17 protein-coding genes are annotated in these 15,422 nt (G+C 41.4%); 11 read left to right on the top strand and 6 right to left on the bottom strand.

All coding sequences use genetic code 11. The features are described 5' to 3' along the window. Positions 1-45: 45 nt before the first annotated feature. Positions 46-1,113 (bottom strand): aldehyde reductase, encoded by a 1,068-nt coding sequence (locus tag MN200_RS12705; protein ID WP_242759554.1) that lies wholly within the window; start codon positions 1,111-1,113, stop codon positions 46-48. 273 nt (positions 1,114-1,386) lie between these two features. Here MN200_RS12705 and MN200_RS12700 point away from each other — a divergent pair, with 273 nt between their 5' ends. From MN200_RS12700 to bfr, 5 genes are all read left to right on the top strand, one after another. Then, the gene (locus MN200_RS12700) at positions 1,387-3,528 is read left to right on the top strand and encodes a TonB-dependent receptor (protein ID WP_242759551.1); all 2,142 of its coding nucleotides are present in this window, start codon (positions 1,387-1,389) and stop codon (positions 3,526-3,528) included. A 74-nt stretch (positions 3,529-3,602) separates the two neighbouring features. Then, entirely contained in the window at positions 3,603-3,893 is a 291-nt protein-coding gene (locus tag MN200_RS12695) for a hypothetical protein (RefSeq protein WP_157843584.1), read from the top strand. Then, a complete protein-coding gene (locus MN200_RS12690) occupies positions 3,859-4,152 on the top strand; it encodes a hypothetical protein (protein WP_058870177.1) in 294 nt (97 codons plus the stop codon). The genes MN200_RS12695 and MN200_RS12690 overlap by 35 nt, the downstream gene beginning before the upstream one ends. 3 nt (positions 4,153-4,155) lie before the next feature. Beyond that, positions 4,156-5,787, top strand: a complete 1,632-nt coding sequence (locus tag MN200_RS12685) for a PepSY-associated TM helix domain-containing protein (protein ID WP_058870176.1) — start codon at positions 4,156-4,158, stop codon at positions 5,785-5,787. Positions 5,788-6,056: 269 nt separating this feature from the next. Then, on the top strand, positions 6,057-6,521 hold the full coding sequence (gene bfr / locus MN200_RS12680) for a bacterioferritin (RefSeq protein ID WP_004695301.1): 465 nt from the start codon (positions 6,057-6,059) through the stop codon (positions 6,519-6,521). Positions 6,522-6,618: 97 nt separating this feature from the next. Here the strand turns inward: bfr and MN200_RS12675 are convergent, their stop codons facing one another. Beyond that, entirely contained in the window at positions 6,619-7,188 is a 570-nt protein-coding gene (locus MN200_RS12675; RefSeq protein ID WP_058870175.1) for a peroxiredoxin, read from the bottom strand. Positions 7,189-7,320: 132 nt separating this feature from the next. Between MN200_RS12675 and MN200_RS12670 the strand changes: the two genes are divergently transcribed. The 6 genes from MN200_RS12670 to bioD all read left to right on the top strand — a co-directional run bounded on the left by MN200_RS12670 (position 7,321) and on the right by bioD (position 12,835). After that, positions 7,321-7,983, top strand: coding sequence for an IS1595-like element ISAcra1 family transposase (locus MN200_RS12670; protein ID WP_058870174.1), 663 nt, complete (start codon positions 7,321-7,323; stop codon positions 7,981-7,983). Positions 7,984-8,081: 98 nt separating this feature from the next. Beyond that, positions 8,082-8,828: a hypothetical protein gene (locus MN200_RS12665; protein ID WP_058870173.1), complete on the top strand. Its 747-nt coding sequence runs from the start codon at positions 8,082-8,084 to the stop codon at positions 8,826-8,828. Positions 8,829-8,933: 105 nt separating this feature from the next. Next, positions 8,934-10,253 (top strand): adenosylmethionine--8-amino-7-oxononanoate transaminase, encoded by a 1,320-nt coding sequence (gene bioA, locus MN200_RS12660; RefSeq protein WP_058870172.1) that lies wholly within the window; start codon positions 8,934-8,936, stop codon positions 10,251-10,253. After that, a complete protein-coding gene (locus MN200_RS12655) occupies positions 10,250-11,407 on the top strand; it encodes an 8-amino-7-oxononanoate synthase (RefSeq protein WP_058870171.1) in 1,158 nt (385 codons plus the stop codon). Before bioA ends, MN200_RS12655 begins: the two co-directional genes overlap by 4 nt. A 7-nt stretch (positions 11,408-11,414) precedes the next feature. Beyond that, positions 11,415-12,194 carry a malonyl-ACP O-methyltransferase BioC gene (gene bioC / locus MN200_RS12650; RefSeq protein ID WP_058870170.1) on the top strand — a complete coding sequence of 260 codons (780 nt, stop codon included), beginning with the start codon at positions 11,415-11,417 and terminating at the stop codon, positions 12,192-12,194. Further along, positions 12,191-12,835, top strand: coding sequence for a dethiobiotin synthase (bioD, locus tag MN200_RS12645; RefSeq protein ID WP_242759547.1), 645 nt, complete (start codon positions 12,191-12,193; stop codon positions 12,833-12,835). The genes bioC and bioD overlap by 4 nt, the downstream gene beginning before the upstream one ends. A 71-nt stretch (positions 12,836-12,906) precedes the next feature. Here bioD and MN200_RS12640 read toward each other — a convergent pair whose 3' ends face one another. From MN200_RS12640 to MN200_RS12625, 4 genes are read right to left on the bottom strand one after another with little or no spacing between them, the layout of a single operon-like run. Beyond that, the gene (locus MN200_RS12640) at positions 12,907-13,323 is read right to left on the bottom strand and encodes a biopolymer transporter ExbD (RefSeq protein ID WP_004695313.1); all 417 of its coding nucleotides are present in this window, start codon (positions 13,321-13,323) and stop codon (positions 12,907-12,909) included. An 18-nt stretch (positions 13,324-13,341) separates the two neighbouring features. Then, positions 13,342-13,767, bottom strand: a complete 426-nt coding sequence (locus MN200_RS12635) for a biopolymer transporter ExbD (protein ID WP_242759545.1) — start codon at positions 13,765-13,767, stop codon at positions 13,342-13,344. Positions 13,768-13,785: 18 nt separating this feature from the next. Then, positions 13,786-14,667, bottom strand: coding sequence for a MotA/TolQ/ExbB proton channel family protein (locus MN200_RS12630; protein WP_058870167.1), 882 nt, complete (start codon positions 14,665-14,667; stop codon positions 13,786-13,788). Positions 14,668-14,701: 34 nt separating this feature from the next. After that, complete coding sequence (locus MN200_RS12625) at positions 14,702-15,400, bottom strand: energy transducer TonB (RefSeq protein WP_004695319.1); 699 nt, start codon at positions 15,398-15,400, stop codon at positions 14,702-14,704. Between the last annotated feature and the right edge of the window lie 22 nt (positions 15,401-15,422).

Genomic DNA, 15,422 nt, shown 5'->3' with positions numbered 1-15,422 from the left:
TCAATAAGCTGGAGAAATATTTAAGTCAAACTTAGGTTGTTTATTTCAAGGAATATATTGCTTGATGACACCGTCATCGAGCAATTGTTGAAAGTGCTCAACCAAGCTTTCTTTGACATCTCGATACTCTAAACCCAATTCTTTTTGGCTCTTGTTCGCATCAAAATAAATCTGATAACCCATATTCAACTCAACAAACTCGCGGCTAAAACCAATGAATGGACCAATCACCTTAAAAGCTGCTTTAGGAAGTTCATTTCGTGGAAATGGGAACTTCCAACCAAAATGTGCTTTAAGCAATTGACCGATTTCAAGCAGACTTAAAGTTCCACCACTTACGATGTAACGACCCGTTGCTTCTGGGTTGAATGCTGCTTGTAAGTGTGCTTCAGCAACATCTTGAACATCGACCACACCATTCCACATAGGTGGGACACCAGCTAAAGTCAAACCATTGGTAAACTGTTGTAAGACCTCAATTGAGCCTGACTGTGTATTTGGTGTCAATGAACGCCCAAAGACCAATGCAGGGTTAATGCATACCAACTGCCAGCGGTTTTGTGCATCTGCCATTTCCCAAGCTTTACGCTCAGCCATCACTTTAGAATATGGATAAGGCTGATGAGTCTCTGAGCTGCTGGTATTCCAGTGACTTTCATCAAAAGTATTATGATCCGTTTTTAAAATATCAATGGCATCGCCATAGGTCGACGCAATACTCGAAGTAACAATAACGCGTTTAACAGACTCGGTTTCATTGACGGTGTTTAAGACATTTTCTGTGCCCAAAACAGCAGGTTCAATGATGTCTTTCACTGCATCTTTATAGTTAGTAACGACGAAAGGAGAGGCCATATGAAAGACAATTTCACAGCCTTGCATCGCTTCTTTAAAGGAATTGGGTTCGAGCAAATTGGCTTTAAAGAGTTTCAGTGTTCCAGCACTGCTGTCTGCAATTTTAGATAAATGCGCGAAGCTTTGGGTTTTGTTCAAGTCACGTACAGTGGCATGAACGGTATACCCTTGGGTTAATAATTTTTGAATCACCCAACTGGCAATATAACCCGATGCACCTGTAACCAGTACCGGTGCTTGTGTTGCTAAGTTTGTCATAGATTACCCATTGTTGTTTTAAGTATTGGCTTAGTGTAAACGTGAATGCCATGAAAGTCTTTGCCTATGGGGTGAACAGGTGTCTGACTTATGCGTCATTTTATAATATTGCACCACACTGTATTGAAAATGAGCGAGTAGAACGTATTTTTTGAAGTAACCTTAAATTTGTATTTTAGATCAGATAGATAAGTCAAATGATAAAATACAATAAATAATGATAATTATTTTACATATAATAATGATTCTTATTAAAAATAAGTGTTGTTTAAAATGAAATCCTTCTCTAAGAAAATTCTTGCAAGCTCTGTTGGGCTTTTGATGATGGGTGGAGGCTGTTTACAGCTTGCTTTTGCAGAGGAGGTTTCAGTTTTACCTGCCTTAAAATCAGAAGCGCAATCACAACAAGGCTATGCCGATGGTAAATTGGCGAAGGCGGCTAACTTGGGTGCTTTAGGGAATAAGTCAGCGATTGATACACCATTTACGGTTTCTACTTATACAGAGCAACTGATTCGTGATCAACAAGCATCTACAGTGGGGGAAGTTTTAGAAAATGATGCCAGTATTCGTGCGACGACCAATCAAGGTCATTTAAACGAAAACTTCCAAATTCGTGGTTTTAGTGTCGGCTATGACGATATGGCTTACAACGGGTTATACGCTGTAGCTCCTATGGGACGTATACCAACAGATTTACTAGAATCGGTAACAGTATTGAAAGGACCGAATGCTTTGGTTGCAGGTATGGCACCAGCAGGAAGCGTTGGCGGAGTAGTGATTGCGAATTCTAAACGTGCCGACCAAGATCTAACACGTATTTCGACGTCATTAGAAGATGAGAGTTATTATAAAACCAATGTAGATGTTTCTCGTCGTTTTGGTGACCAAAAACAATTTGGCGTTCGTGTAAACGGCACATATGGAGACGGTGAGCATCTTATTGAAGGTATGGATGATCGTTTAGCACTGGGTTCGATTGCAGCGGACTATACGACCGATAAATTAAAACTAAACTTTGATGCTTATGCCATTCGTGAAAACCGTGATAATGGTTCACCTGCAATGGTCTCTATGCAAAAAACAGGCGTAGTGGCTGCACCAAAGGGGGATAATAATTACTTTGATCAAATTCATGGGGAAACCTATAGCCGTTATGCGGGCTTAAATGGTGAATATAAACTCACCCCTGATACCAAAGTTTTTGCAGGTGTGGGTTATGTTGAAAAAGGTTATTCGGGCCATATTTTTGGTACGCGTATGATCTTGCAGAACAGTGCAGGTGATGCAACTTCGCAGTATTATCGAGTCGCATCTAAAGAAAATAACCTAAGTGGTAATACGGGTATTGAAACTAAATTCAATACAGGCGCCATTAAACATACCCTTGGGTTACGTGCAGATTATGTACATCGCGAATACGATCAACACTCTCGTGCGACAAGTTCATCATTTACAACGAATCTTTACAATCCTAACTCGAACGGGACAATGCCAACGACCTATCCAACAGTTGTACCTTATGAAGATGATAAATTCATGAGTTATACCTTGACGGATCAAATTTCAATGTTGGATGACAAATTGCAGTTGATTTTGGGTGCTCGTTATCAAGATATGCAGTTAGAAAGTCTCACTACAGATGTGAAATACGATGAAAATAAGCTTTCACCAAGTTTAGGCATCGTAATCAAACCGTTTGGAGAAAATTTATCTTTTTATGCAAGTTATGTTGAAGGTTTATCAAAAGCAGACTCAGTAACTTCTACCGCGGATGTGAATGAAGGAAAACTGTTTAAGCCTTACGAAACGAAGCAATATGAAGTGGGGACAAAGTATCAAGCTGGTTCTTGGTTAAATAGCTTGGCACTTTATCAAATTGAAAAACCGACTCTGATCACAACAGCTTTGGCGACAGCGGTTAATGGTAATACACAGATCACTGAAGACGGTGGGGAAAGTCGATCACGTGGTATTGAATGGTCCTTCTCAGGGAATTTGACTGAGGACTTAAATCTACTGGGAAGCATGGCTTATATTGATGCTGAATATACAAAAGGTTCTACAAGCACCACTGATATTGCAGGCAATACGATTTATGGTGTGCCAGACTTTACTGCCTCATTAGGCTTGGATTATGCCGTACCTGTGGTAGATGGTTTAAATGTTAATGCTCGGGCTAACTATGTTAGTGAACAATATTTAGATAGTTTGAATACCTATAAACTTCCTGACTATACTATTCTTGATGTTGGTGCGCGCTATAAAACAAAACTGGGTGGTGTAAACACGACTTTCCTAGCCAATGTCGATAACGTGACTAATAAAAAATATTGGGAAGGTGTGTTCAACTCTTACTATGCAACGGTTGGTGGTGCACGTACCTATAAACTTGGCGTCACTTTCGATTTCTAATTTTACTGAACAGCCCATTGCGATGCAGTGGGCTTTTTTTATGTCTGAATGCTGCCTCATTTAAGTTGAACGCAATGATGAAATTTCTCGGTTTACTCCTGTGCTGTGGTGTTTGTGTGCTGCTGTATTTGACCCATCCTAACCAAACTTTTCTTAAACAGACTGTGGCGAAAAAGTATCGTTGGGTCGGGTGGATTGGTTTTGTTTTGGCATTGGTTCTTTTACTGGCGGTATTACCAAAACTGGTGGCGGTGTTGATGTGGTTACTGATGCCATTGGTGTTGTGGTCAGCACTACCATTTATTCCTTTATTACATGGGGCTTTGACGCATGAGGTTACTACGCGATCAAAAGATACAACCTGACTGGTGGACGAAAAGCTTTGCAGGAGCAGTTCTTGGACTCAGCCTAGCTTTCGCTTTAGCTGCATTAATCACAATGTGGGGACTGCAATCTGAGTATCGTAGTCTTGCTCCACAGTTAGGGATGTGGTCGATTCCATGGATTTGGCTACCACTCTTTTTTGTGGCCTATTTTATTCCACGCGGATGGCAGTCCATTGTGATTTATCTGTTTTTCAATGTTGTGGCTTACACACTCATATTTTGGCTCAGAGGGGAATAGGGCATGAAGGTACGTACAGATATTCTTCGACTGGCCAAAGAGTTACATACGTGGGTAGGAATTTGCGCAGGCATTCTCTTGTTCATCTGCTTTTTTGCAGGTGGGCTGAGTATGTTTCAGCATGATTTGAGTAAGTGGGCAACGCCACCGCAACAAAGTTTAAATACGGTTGAATTCCATCAGTACAACGATTTGGTATCACAGATACAGCAGCAGTATCCTGAAGCGCAAAAAAGTTTCCAGATCAACTTAAACTCCAAAGAGTTTCATTATGCCCCGATTCAGTGGCAACCTGCGCAAAGTCAAGCACATGATGATCATGCTTTCGATACCGATCAAAGCACGATGTTAGCGACACTGAAACCAGATGGCACTCTACAGGTTGAACAAGAAAACTTATCTAAACTAGGTTGGTTGATTGAACAACTGCACGAAACGGCAGGCATTCCGGGAATGCTTGGGCATCATACACTCGGTGTTTATGTGATGGGTGTGGTTTCGGTCTTATATTTTTTGGCGCTAATGACAGGTTTAATCATCCTCTTGCCGACATTGGTCAAAGACTATTTTGCGATACGGCAAGGCAAGAACAAAAAACGCTTTTGGCTCGATGCACACAATGTGATTGGCATTACCAGTTTACCGTTTCATATTTTGATTAGTGTGACGGTAATTGTTTTGGCATTTCATGATCTCTTTTATGATGGCTTGGGGCAGTTGGTCACCAAAGGTAAACCACTGTTTGAACGTCCCGCTAAGGTGCAGATTGCAGATCCAGTTCCTCAACTGAATGTTGAAAAAATACTCTTACAGGTACAGCAACAAGCACCGGGCTATGAGGTCTCGTCTGTAAGCTTTAACAATCTAGACCAACCTGCCAAGGCATCGGCACGCGTGAGTTTATATAGTCCAGATCAGATGTTACGTGGTGATAACTTCGACGTGATGTTTTTCAATCCTTATCAGCCTGCACCTTATAGTACAGCCAATTTAAATACCCAAAGTTCTGGTCTAGATCAACTGATTCGATCGATGTTCAGTTTGCACTTTGGTAATTATGGCGGAGATTTTACCCGTTGGTTATATTTGGCCTTGGGTCTAGGCGGAGCATTTTTATTTTACTCAGGCAATATTCTATGGATTGAATCGCGTGTAAAGCGACAAAAAAATCCAAATTTAGCACCACCTACACAGCGTAAAGATGTGCAATTCGTTGCAAACTTAACCATAGGGGCATGTTTGGGAACGGTCTTTGGCATTGTTATGAGTATGTTGATCGGACGCTGGGCCTATGTACTCAGTCCTGAACTACACAGTATCAATGCATGGTTTATGTATATCTATTATGCGATTTTTATCTTCAGTTTAATGCTGAGCTTCGTACTGGGCGGAGCACGGGCATTACCAACGTTATTGCTGTCGATTGTGATTGTTTTACTGCTTATGCCTTTGACTTCTACTATCGCACTGCTCTTACCTGAGATTGGATTATGGTCATCTTCTTCCACTTTATGGTGGGTTGACGTCTTTGCTATTATTTTTGCAGGATTATTTTTCCGTTTTTATCGCCAAGCTCAGGCCCGAGTCCAGTCCGCAGAAGTGGGTTCTCTTTGGTCCGTTGCTCAGAACAAGTGAAAGAAGGAATACCGTTCCAAGGCTGAAATAAGAAGCATTTTTAATGGTTACAAAATGAAGCACAGGGCGGTTCAAGCCTAAAAAGCCTTTGTAAAAGGGATGAAATTTTGCAAAGGCTTCTTTTATAACTATTATTTTGATGATTCATACTGCAAATGCGTATGTTTCTCATTTTAATTTTATAAAAATCATAAACTTACATAATTTATCTTTTGCAAAGTGAATTAAATATGTCCATAATAGTTGCATTAGAGAATGGAGATTTTGAAATGCGTGGCAATCCTGAAGTCGTAGACTACTTAAATATGTTGATCGGTGGAGAATTGGCTGCACGCGATCAATATCTCATTCATTCACGTATGTATGAAGATTGGGGCTTAAGCAAAATCTTTGAACGTATTGATCATGAAATGCAAGAAGAAGCACAACATGCAGATGCGATTATTCGCCGTGTTTTGTTTTTGGAAGGCACACCAAATATGCAACGTGATGACGTTGAAATTGGTGAAGATGTGGTTTCATGCTTAAAAGCCGATTTAAAGCTTGAATATCATGTACGTGAAAAATTAGCGCAAGGCGTAAAATTGTGTGAAGAAAAGGGTGATTACATTACCCGTGACATGTTACGTCAGCAAATGTCAGATACCGAAGAAGACCATACCTATTGGTTAGAAAAACAATTACGTTTAATCGAGTTGATTGGTCTGCAAAACTACATTCAGTCTCAAATGTAAGAGATACATGCCACTTTATGTAAAGGTGGCTTTTGCATTTACGTACTGAGTAATTAAAAAGCCTTTGAATCAATGTTCGAAGGCTTTTTTGTATGGGTTATTTTTTAGAGAACTTTTGAATATCTGCCAATACTTGTCCCGCATGGGTTTGGGTATTCACACTGCTGTAGTGATAGACCACCGTACCTTGTGGGTCGATCAGAAAGGTTTCACGTTTCGCAATTTTCGCGATACCTAAGTTCCGTACGATGCCGAGCTGATTGGCCAGTTGATGATTGTGATCAGCCAAAATAGGGAAATTCAGCCCCAACTTTTTAGAAAATTTTTGATGTGACTGTACATCGTCCAAACTCACGCCTAAGACCACCGCATTATTTTTGCTAAATTGTGGGTAGAGTGCTTTGAACTGATTGGCTTCTTGGGTGCAGCCCGGCGAGTCATCCTTCGGATAAAAATAGAGAACGACCCATTTGCCTTGATATTGTTTGAGCTCATGCCATTTGGCATTTTGATCTTGTAACTTAAAACTCGGTGCGGGCTTGCCTACCCATTGTTTTTGGTCTGATGAAGCACTTGAAAAAGCTGGTGCTGCATAAGTGGCATTACTGATGGCACAGAAACTACCTAGCGAAATTAAGCTAATCGTTGCCATTTGCATTATTTTCATTGTGTAGGCTGTCCAGAAATGTATTCCATCGATCTTAGCAAATTTTAAGGCACTAAAGTGCTGAGATTCTCATGTCCAAATTTGAATTATTAAGGCTCTAGACTAGCAGAATAATTATGTTAGTCTAGAATAATGATAGAAAACAGTAAATTAAGTCACTACAAGATTAAAAAAATTATTCAATGCTTTTGTGTTGATATTCCTGCTTCCAAAACAGCCTTATTACTCAATTTAAATCGTAATACGATTAATTATTGGTACATGCTTTTTAGAGAAACTATCTATGATCATCAAACAGATTTAAGAGCTAAGTTTGTTGGTTCAATAGAAGTAGATGAAAGCTATTTTGGAGCGAAAAGGCAACGTGGGTTTCATGGAAAGTTAAAGCGTGGTCGTGGGACTCTAAAACAGCCATTATTTGGAATATTCGAACGTAATGGGCGCGTCTATACTGAAATCGTACCTGACTGTAAAATGAAGACTTTACAAGAGGTTATCATTGGTAAAGTTTCACTTAAGAGTGTGATTTATAGTGATGGATGGCGTCGCTATAATGGTCTTGTTGATGTGGGTTATTCAAAGCATTTTAGGGTAAATCACGGAGCAAATGAGTTTGCTAGAGGACAATGCCATATAAATGGAATAGAATCATTTTGGAGCTTTTGTAAAAGAAGGCTAGCAAAGTTTAACGGCATATCAAAAGAGTACTTTGATTATCATCTTAAAGAAACTGAATGGCGTTGGATGAGGGAACCTAATGAGTTAGCAACTGAGCTGTGGAACCTCATTAGGTAAAATTAAGTGTAAATCTGCTAGTCTAGAGCCTTATTTATTTAAATTTACTGTTCATTCAAAGGGCTTGCTTTGCAACGGAGTCTGAGGTTTTATACTGTTTGAAATTTACAGTTTTAGAGTCTGCATTGAATCAACGTATTTTACTCATCACGGGCTGGGGTGGTGGGACCAAGTTACTGCAACCTTTGTCTCATGCTTTGCAGCATAAAGGCCATTCGGTTGAGCTGATCAATATTTTTAATGGATTGGATACACAGGCATTGCAGCAACATGCTGAACAAGCCAAAGATTTTGATGTCATTATCGGTTGGTCTTTGGGGGGGCAACTAGCGACTTTATTGGTCGCGGCTGTTGAACAGCAGTATCAACAGCAAAAAGTATTAATCACTTTGGCTTCAAATCCGTGCTTTGTGGCGCATGAAAACTGGCCAACTGCGATGAGTCCAGCGACATTTCAAAGCTTTAAACAATCCTTCGAAGCAGATGCAATTGCAACCTTAAAGAAATTTGGATTTATGGTATGCCAAGGGACGGCAACCACCAAGCAAGATTTTTTGCAGTTGCAAAGTTTGCTTCAGCCTCAGTCTTTAGATCTATTAAAACAGGGACTCAATTGTTTAGAGCATTTAAATACGGTTGAGATCTTACATAATTATACGGGACATCAATTACATCTATTGGCTAAACAAGATTTTTTAGTTAGCTACAAAGTCTTGGATAATTTAAAAGCTTTAGGTGCAAATTTTTTAGATGCGATGCTTTTAAGTGGTTCACATGGGCTTCCAGTTTTTCATGCCGATGAGGTAACTGACAAAATCTGCCAATATTTACAAAAAATGGATTAAAGAATTCGCTGAGTGGCGAATATCGCAATTTATTTTTGATGCGTGCAGGTTTAAGATCAGTCAAACTGAAATTTTGCTGTAACTGTCGTAGACATGGAGTTAAGGATGACTGAGATTAATGCCAAATTGGATGCTGAGTTAGATGACTTAGCATTTGATCGAGAACATATTTGGCATCCTTATACCTCGATGACCAATCCGCTCCCCACCTTTAAAGTTAAAAAAGCTTTTGGTTCAACCATTGAACTAGAGGATGGGCGTCAGCTGATTGATGGGATGTCTTCGTGGTGGTGCACTATACACGGCTATAATCATCCTGAACTGAATCAGGCTGTGACGGATCAACTGCAAAACATGTCGCATATTATGTTTGGTGGTTTTAGTCATGATCCCGCCATTCAATTGGGCAAATTACTGTTGCAAATCACCCCGCCAAGTTTAGATAAAATTTTCTATGCAGACTCAGGTTCTGTTGCGGTTGAAGTGGCATTAAAGATGGCAGTTCAGTATTGGACTTCGCTTGGGAAACAAGACAAAACGAATTTTGTCACCCCGCGTTCGGGCTACCACGGTGATACATGGAATGCGATGTCGGTCTGTGACCCTGTCACAGGGATGCATCAAATTTTTGGCTCAAGTTTACCCAATCGTATTTTTGTTCCTGCACCGCAAGTTGCCTTTGATGCAGCATGGGATCAAGAGGACATTCGTGAGCTTGAAAACACCTTAGCTACACAGCATGAAAGTATCGCCGCGCTGATTATTGAGCCGATTGTTCAGGGTGCAGGCGGGATGCGTTTTTATCATCCTGAGTATTTACGACAGGCCAAATTGCTTTGTGAAAAATACAGCGTTTTACTGATTTTTGATGAAATTGCGACGGGTTTTGGACGCACAGGCAAGCTCTTTGCTTGGGAGCATGCACAGGTCGAACCTGACATTATGTGTATGGGTAAAGGTTTGACAGGCGGCTATATGACCTTGTCTGCAACCTTAACCAAAAAGCATATTGCTGAAACCATCAGTCGAGGCGAAGCGGGCGTATTTATGCATGGTCCAACGTTTATGGCCAATCCCTTGGCGTGTGCGGTGGCGGCGAAAAGTACAGAACTCCTCATTTCACAAGATTGGCAAAGCAATATTCAACGCATCGAAACACAACTTCGTACCGCTTTGACACCTTTACAGTCACTTGAATATGTCCATGACGTTCGTGTACTGGGGGCCATCGGTGTAGTTGAAATGACGTTTAATGTGGATATGAAGACCTTACAACAAGAGTTTGTCCGCCGTGGTATTTGGGTGCGACCCTTTGGAAAATTGGTTTATGTGATGCCCCCTTATGTGATTACCTCACATGAGCTGAAGACCTTGCTTGAGCAATTGGTTGAAGTGGTGGTGCAGATGCAGGAGCCTGTTGTATGAAGCATGTAGAGCATTTTGCAGCGCAGTTGGATATCCTTAAACAACAAGGCAATTTGCGCCGGTTTACGTCCAATGTGCAGCAAGGGCGGATGATTCGAATCAATGATCATGAGATGTTGAATTTGGCATCGAATGATTACCTAGGATTGGCTGCAAATATCGAATTACGAGAACAGTTTTTCGATGAAACACCAAATGCGCAGCGCTGGATGAGTTCAGCTTCTTCACGTTTATTGACGGGTAATTTTCCTGAATATGAACAGTTTGAGAGCAGTCTGAGTCAAGCTTTTCATGGTCGAGCGGCTTTGGTATTTAACAGCGGCTATCACATGAATATTGGTATTTTACCTGCGTTAGCGGACAGTAAAACCCTAATTCTGGCTGATAAATTAATCCATGCCAGCATGATTGATGGTATTCGTTTATCGACAGCGAAGATGGTACGTTATCGCCATAATGACTTGGCACATTTAACTCAACTTTTACACAAGTATCATGCCGATGATGCTTTTGAGCGGATCATTGTAGTGACCGAGTCCATTTTTAGTATGGATGGTGATGAAACCGATTTGGCTGAACTGGTCCGTATCAAAAAACAGTTTGAAAAAGTCATGCTCTATGTCGACGAAGCACATGGCATCGGTGTGCGTGGTGAGCAAGGCTTGGGCTGTGCTGAGCAATACCAAGTGATTGATGAGATTGACTTTTTAGTTGGTGCTTTGGGTAAGGCCATGGCTTCAATCGGCGGCTATCTGATTTGTCACCCTGTGATTCGAGACTATCTGATCAATACGATGCGTCCATTAATTTTTAGTACGGCACAACCGCCGATTTGCATGGCGTGGAGCAACTTTATCTTGCAACAAGTCTTGCAGTTAAATAATGCACGTCAGCATTTACACAGTATCAGTCAGTGTCTACAGCAAGCAGTTCAGACCAAAGGCTTTGCTTGTCCTTCAACGTCTCAAATTGTCCCTGTGATCATCGGGGATTCGAGCAAAACGGTAGAGAAGGCAAAAGCTTTGCAACAATCGGGTTTTTATATTATGCCTGTACGACCACCGACTGTGCCGCAGCATAGTTCTAGACTACGTATTTCCTTGACCGCTCAAGTTCGCCATACTGATTTAGATCAGTTGATTCAGTTGTTGTGAGTGAGTCGTGAAGAATTTAGAGATTGATAAAGCACAAGTCGCATTGCGCTTTGCTCAGGCAGGACAAAGCTACAGTGAGCATGCGGTTGTGCAAAAGCAAATTGCACGCCAGCTTTTTAATTTAATCCAAGGTTATACCACTAAAACGCAATTTGAGCGGGTGTTTGAAATTGGTTGTGGTTCAGGAAATTTAAGCCATTTATTGCTGAAAGATTTCCAAATTCAGCACTATCTACTGAATGACTTATATGCCGAGGTGCAGCAGCACTTTCATGGCTATTCAAATATAGACTGGTTATTAGGTGATATTGAACAGCTTGTTTTTCCAACTCATTTAGAACTGATTGTATCGACCTCTGCGTTGCAGTGGATGACGGATCTTGATGCTGTTTTCCATAAAGCGAATGACAGTCTGCTTCCACAAGGTCTATTTTGTTTTTCCACTTTTGGTGAGCGGAATTTGCAAGAGATTAAGACCTTAACGGGGCAAGGTTTAGATTATGTCAGTCTCGATCAACTACGGGAAAAATTGCAAAACCAAGGCTTTGAAGTTCTGCATTTGTCTGAACAGATTGAGTACTTAGACTTTGCGACACCGAAACAGGTACTGCAACATTTAAAAGCCACAGGTGTCACAGCAACTGCATCGAGCTTTCGTTGGACTAAGCACTCGCTTGAACGCTTTTATCAAGATTATCAACAGTTTTCACAACTCGATACATCAGGTCAGATTCATTATCGCCTGAGTTATCACCCTATTTATTGTATTGCACGGAGAACGCCATGACTGGATCAGTTTACTTTATCAGTGGAATCGATACAGGCATTGGGAAAACCTATACCACGGGCTACTTAGCCAAGCTTTGGAATGAACAAGGCCAAAAAACCATTACCCAAAAGCTAGTGCAAACGGGCAATGTTGATGTTTCTGAAGACATTGAAGAGCACCGTAAAATTATGGGTATGGGCTGGTTTCCAGAAGATGACAGTAAGCTGACCATGCCTGAAATTTTTAGTTATCCTGCATCGCCACATTTAGCGACTAAAATTGATGGTCGTGAGATTGATTTTGCAAAAATCGAGCGTGCTACTCAGCAGCTGGCTGAAAAATATGAGGTGGTGTTGTTAGAAGGTGCGGGTGGTTTGATGGTGCCTTTAACCACAGATTTGCTTAGCATTGACTATATTGCAGCCAAGCAACTGCCTGTAATTTTGGTGAGTTCGGGGCGTTTGGGCAGTATTAACCATACCATTTTAAGTTTAGAAGCACTGAAAAGTCGTGGTTTGGAGCTTTATGCTTTGGCCTATAACTTAAATGATGAATCTCAAGATGAACTCATTTCTAAAGATACCGCGACCTATTTAAAAGCTTATTTGGCGACACATTTTCCGCAAGCATTGTGGATCGATATTCCTGTATTGAAGTAATTCGTAGAGTCATTAAAAAATAAAAAACCGCTAACAGCAAAAGTTGTCAGCGGTTTTTTTGACGGTTTTATTTACTGATTACTCACGACTCCAATTTTTTTCACATCAAGGCGTTGCGCTGCGGCCATGACCATCGCAATGTATTTATATTCCGTTGCGCGGTCAGCTTTGAGTTTAATTTGGTCTTGATCTGCTTTTTGAGCAACGGTTTGAAACAAGGCTTCGAGCGCTTGTTTGGACTCCACAGCTTGTTCATTCCAAAACATTTTGCCTTGAGCATCTAAGCGTAGTTCCACGATTTCAGGTGGTTTTTCCTGAACTGGTGGTGGTGTGCCATTCGGGAGGTTGATATTAATGGCGTTGTTTGGCAATGGAATCGTGATAATGAACATAATCAGTAATACCAACATGACATCAATCAAAGGCGTCATGTTGACATCAAGCATCACATCTTCATCATCTTGATTGGAACCAACATTCATACCCATAGCTGAATCCTTCTTTGATTAAGGTGAAGAGGGCGGTGTGGTGACAAAGGCAATTTTGCCAATGCCCGCTTGCTGCGTGGTGGTAATGACTTGGTCAATCGCATCATAGGAGGTGAGTTGGTCACCACGAATGTGGACATCGGGCTGAGGTCTCTTTTGTGCCTCTGTTTGGAGTCGTGCCAGTAAGGTGGCTTTATCGGCAATGTAACTTTCATTCCAGAAAATATCGCCATTTTTATTGACTGCAAGTTGAATATTTTCAGGTTTGGTTTCATAAGGCACATTCTTTTCTTCAGGCAAATTGACTGGTACGGTATGAACTGCAACAGGCACTGTAATGAGAAAAATAATCAGTAAAACCAACATAATATCAACCAATGGTGTGGTATTAATGGTTCCGATTACATCATCATCGCTGTCATTTGAATTTACCATCATTCCCATGGCTGATTCCTCATGTTCTTATTTCATGTCACGGTTAACAGGATTATTGGTGCTGATTTCACCACTTAACAGCACAGCATGCAGGTCTGAACCAAAGGTACGAACTTCTTCCATCACTGCTTTATTTCGACGGGTTAACCAGTTGTAACCAAGCACTGCTGGAACAGCCACGGCTAAACCAATTGCAGTCATAATTAAGGCTTCACCCACAGGGCCTGCGACTTTATCAATAGATGCTTGACCCGATACTCCAATCGCGGTTAACGCATGATAAATGCCCCAAACCGTACCAAATAAACCCACGAAAGGTGCGGTTGAACCTACAGTTGCTAGAAAAGCTAGCCCACCACTTAAATGACTGTGAATTTTGTCGATAGCGCGTTGAATCGAGATAGTGACCCAAGTATTAAAGTCGATACGCTCTAATAATGTTCCACCATGGTTTTTTGTCGACTTAATGCCTTTTTCAGCAATAAAGCGATACACACTGGCATCATCTAAACCTTCAGTTGCACTATCGAGAGAGGTTGCTTCCCAAAAGTTTTTATCGGCATGTTGGCCTTGTTTGCGAATTTTGCCTTGCTGTAAGCACTTGGTGATGATGATGTACCATGTCCCAATCGACATAATCACCAAAATAAACAGCGTCACTTTAGACACCAGATCACCTTCTTTCCACATTGCTTCTAAGCCATAAGGGTTATGTACTTTTTCTGAAGCAGTAGGTGCTTTTTCAGCTAAGGGTGGGGGAACAGGTGTTGCTGCTTTTTCAGTCGTGGTGACTGGTGTAGTCAGTGCTGTAGTGGGCGCAGCGGTTTCCTCTGCAAAAACAGCTTGTAGAGGAAGTAATGTGCTTATTCCAAGTAGGCTTGCTGCGGTAAAGTTTTTTAATTTTTGCATTGTGTAACTCCTAATGTCGGCTGATCTTTTTCAATTATTCGAGAACAAATTCGTATGGGATGTCGAACCAAGCGCTTTGAGCTACGCCATCTTTCATTGCAGGTTTAAATGTGCACAAGCTATACGCTTTCGTTGCTGCTCGGTCTAAAGTACGGTCACCTGTTGAGCGTTTCACTTTGACTTCTTGCGCCTTACCATTGGTATCGACAAAGACCGAAATCAGTACGGTGCCTGAAATACCACTCATCTCTGCTTCGCGTGGATAGCTTGGTGCTTTACATCCAGCTTCACCTTCCGATACTCCACGTGTAACACCTGTGGGTTTGGGTGCAGGTGATGGAGCAGCGGCAGTCGGTGTTGGGGTTGGAGATGGGCTTGGAGAAGGCGATGATGCAACTGGCGTCGGCGTGCTTATCGTCGGTTTAGTGACGGGTGTAGCAACTGTTTTTTGCACTGGGACTACTTTTTCTACAGGTTTAGGGTCAGGCTGCTGCGCTACTTTTTCCACCATTTTTGGTGGCTCTGGTGGAACTTCTTTAGGTGGTTCAGGCTCAGGCGGCTTGATATCTTGCAGAATGACCAATTCCACAGGTTCGGTTGAGGGTTTGACAATATCTTTTGCCAAGCCCGCCATTAGCACCAAGCCAACAAGAACATGTAAGAAAATCACAACGCCAATACCTGTGAGTTTTTTGGCGGAGTTTTTTTCTAAATCTTCAAATGTAGTGCCCATAGTTACTCCTAAAATGTAATCT

It is taken from the genome of Acinetobacter sp. LUNF3, assembly GCF_022699605.1.
In the GTDB taxonomy this organism is placed as follows: domain Bacteria; phylum Pseudomonadota; class Gammaproteobacteria; order Pseudomonadales; family Moraxellaceae; genus Acinetobacter; species Acinetobacter johnsonii.
This window is presented reverse-complemented; position numbering and strand designations above follow the sequence as displayed.

What these genes read in the sequence shown, in the direction of transcription:
- MN200_RS12635 (WP_242759545.1), bottom strand. Translation starts at nt 13,767, where the DNA reads ATGGGAATGATGGTAAATTCAAATGACAGCGATGATGATGTAATCGGA.
- MN200_RS12670 (WP_058870174.1), top strand. Translation starts at nt 7,321, where the DNA reads ATGATAGAAAACAGTAAATTAAGTCACTACAAGATTAAAAAAATTATT.
- bioD (WP_242759547.1), top strand. Translation starts at nt 12,191, where the DNA reads ATGACTGGATCAGTTTACTTTATCAGTGGAATCGATACAGGCATTGGG.
- MN200_RS12675 (WP_058870175.1), bottom strand. Translation starts at nt 7,188, where the DNA reads ATGAAAATAATGCAAATGGCAACGATTAGCTTAATTTCGCTAGGTAGT.
- MN200_RS12625 (WP_004695319.1), bottom strand. Translation starts at nt 15,400, where the DNA reads ATGGGCACTACATTTGAAGATTTAGAAAAAAACTCCGCCAAAAAACTC.
- bioA (WP_058870172.1), top strand. Translation starts at nt 8,934, where the DNA reads ATGACTGAGATTAATGCCAAATTGGATGCTGAGTTAGATGACTTAGCA.
- MN200_RS12685 (WP_058870176.1), top strand. Translation starts at nt 4,156, where the DNA reads ATGAAGGTACGTACAGATATTCTTCGACTGGCCAAAGAGTTACATACG.
- MN200_RS12630 (WP_058870167.1), bottom strand. Translation starts at nt 14,667, where the DNA reads ATGCAAAAATTAAAAAACTTTACCGCAGCAAGCCTACTTGGAATAAGC.
- MN200_RS12690 (WP_058870177.1), top strand. Translation starts at nt 3,859, where the DNA reads ATGAGGTTACTACGCGATCAAAAGATACAACCTGACTGGTGGACGAAA.
- MN200_RS12700 (WP_242759551.1), top strand. Translation starts at nt 1,387, where the DNA reads ATGAAATCCTTCTCTAAGAAAATTCTTGCAAGCTCTGTTGGGCTTTTG.
- MN200_RS12640 (WP_004695313.1), bottom strand. Translation starts at nt 13,323, where the DNA reads ATGGGTATGAATGTTGGTTCCAATCAAGATGATGAAGATGTGATGCTT.
- MN200_RS12695 (WP_157843584.1), top strand. Translation starts at nt 3,603, where the DNA reads ATGATGAAATTTCTCGGTTTACTCCTGTGCTGTGGTGTTTGTGTGCTG.
- MN200_RS12705 (WP_242759554.1), bottom strand. Translation starts at nt 1,113, where the DNA reads ATGACAAACTTAGCAACACAAGCACCGGTACTGGTTACAGGTGCATCG.
- MN200_RS12655 (WP_058870171.1), top strand. Translation starts at nt 10,250, where the DNA reads ATGAAGCATGTAGAGCATTTTGCAGCGCAGTTGGATATCCTTAAACAA.
- bfr (WP_004695301.1), top strand. Translation starts at nt 6,057, where the DNA reads ATGCGTGGCAATCCTGAAGTCGTAGACTACTTAAATATGTTGATCGGT.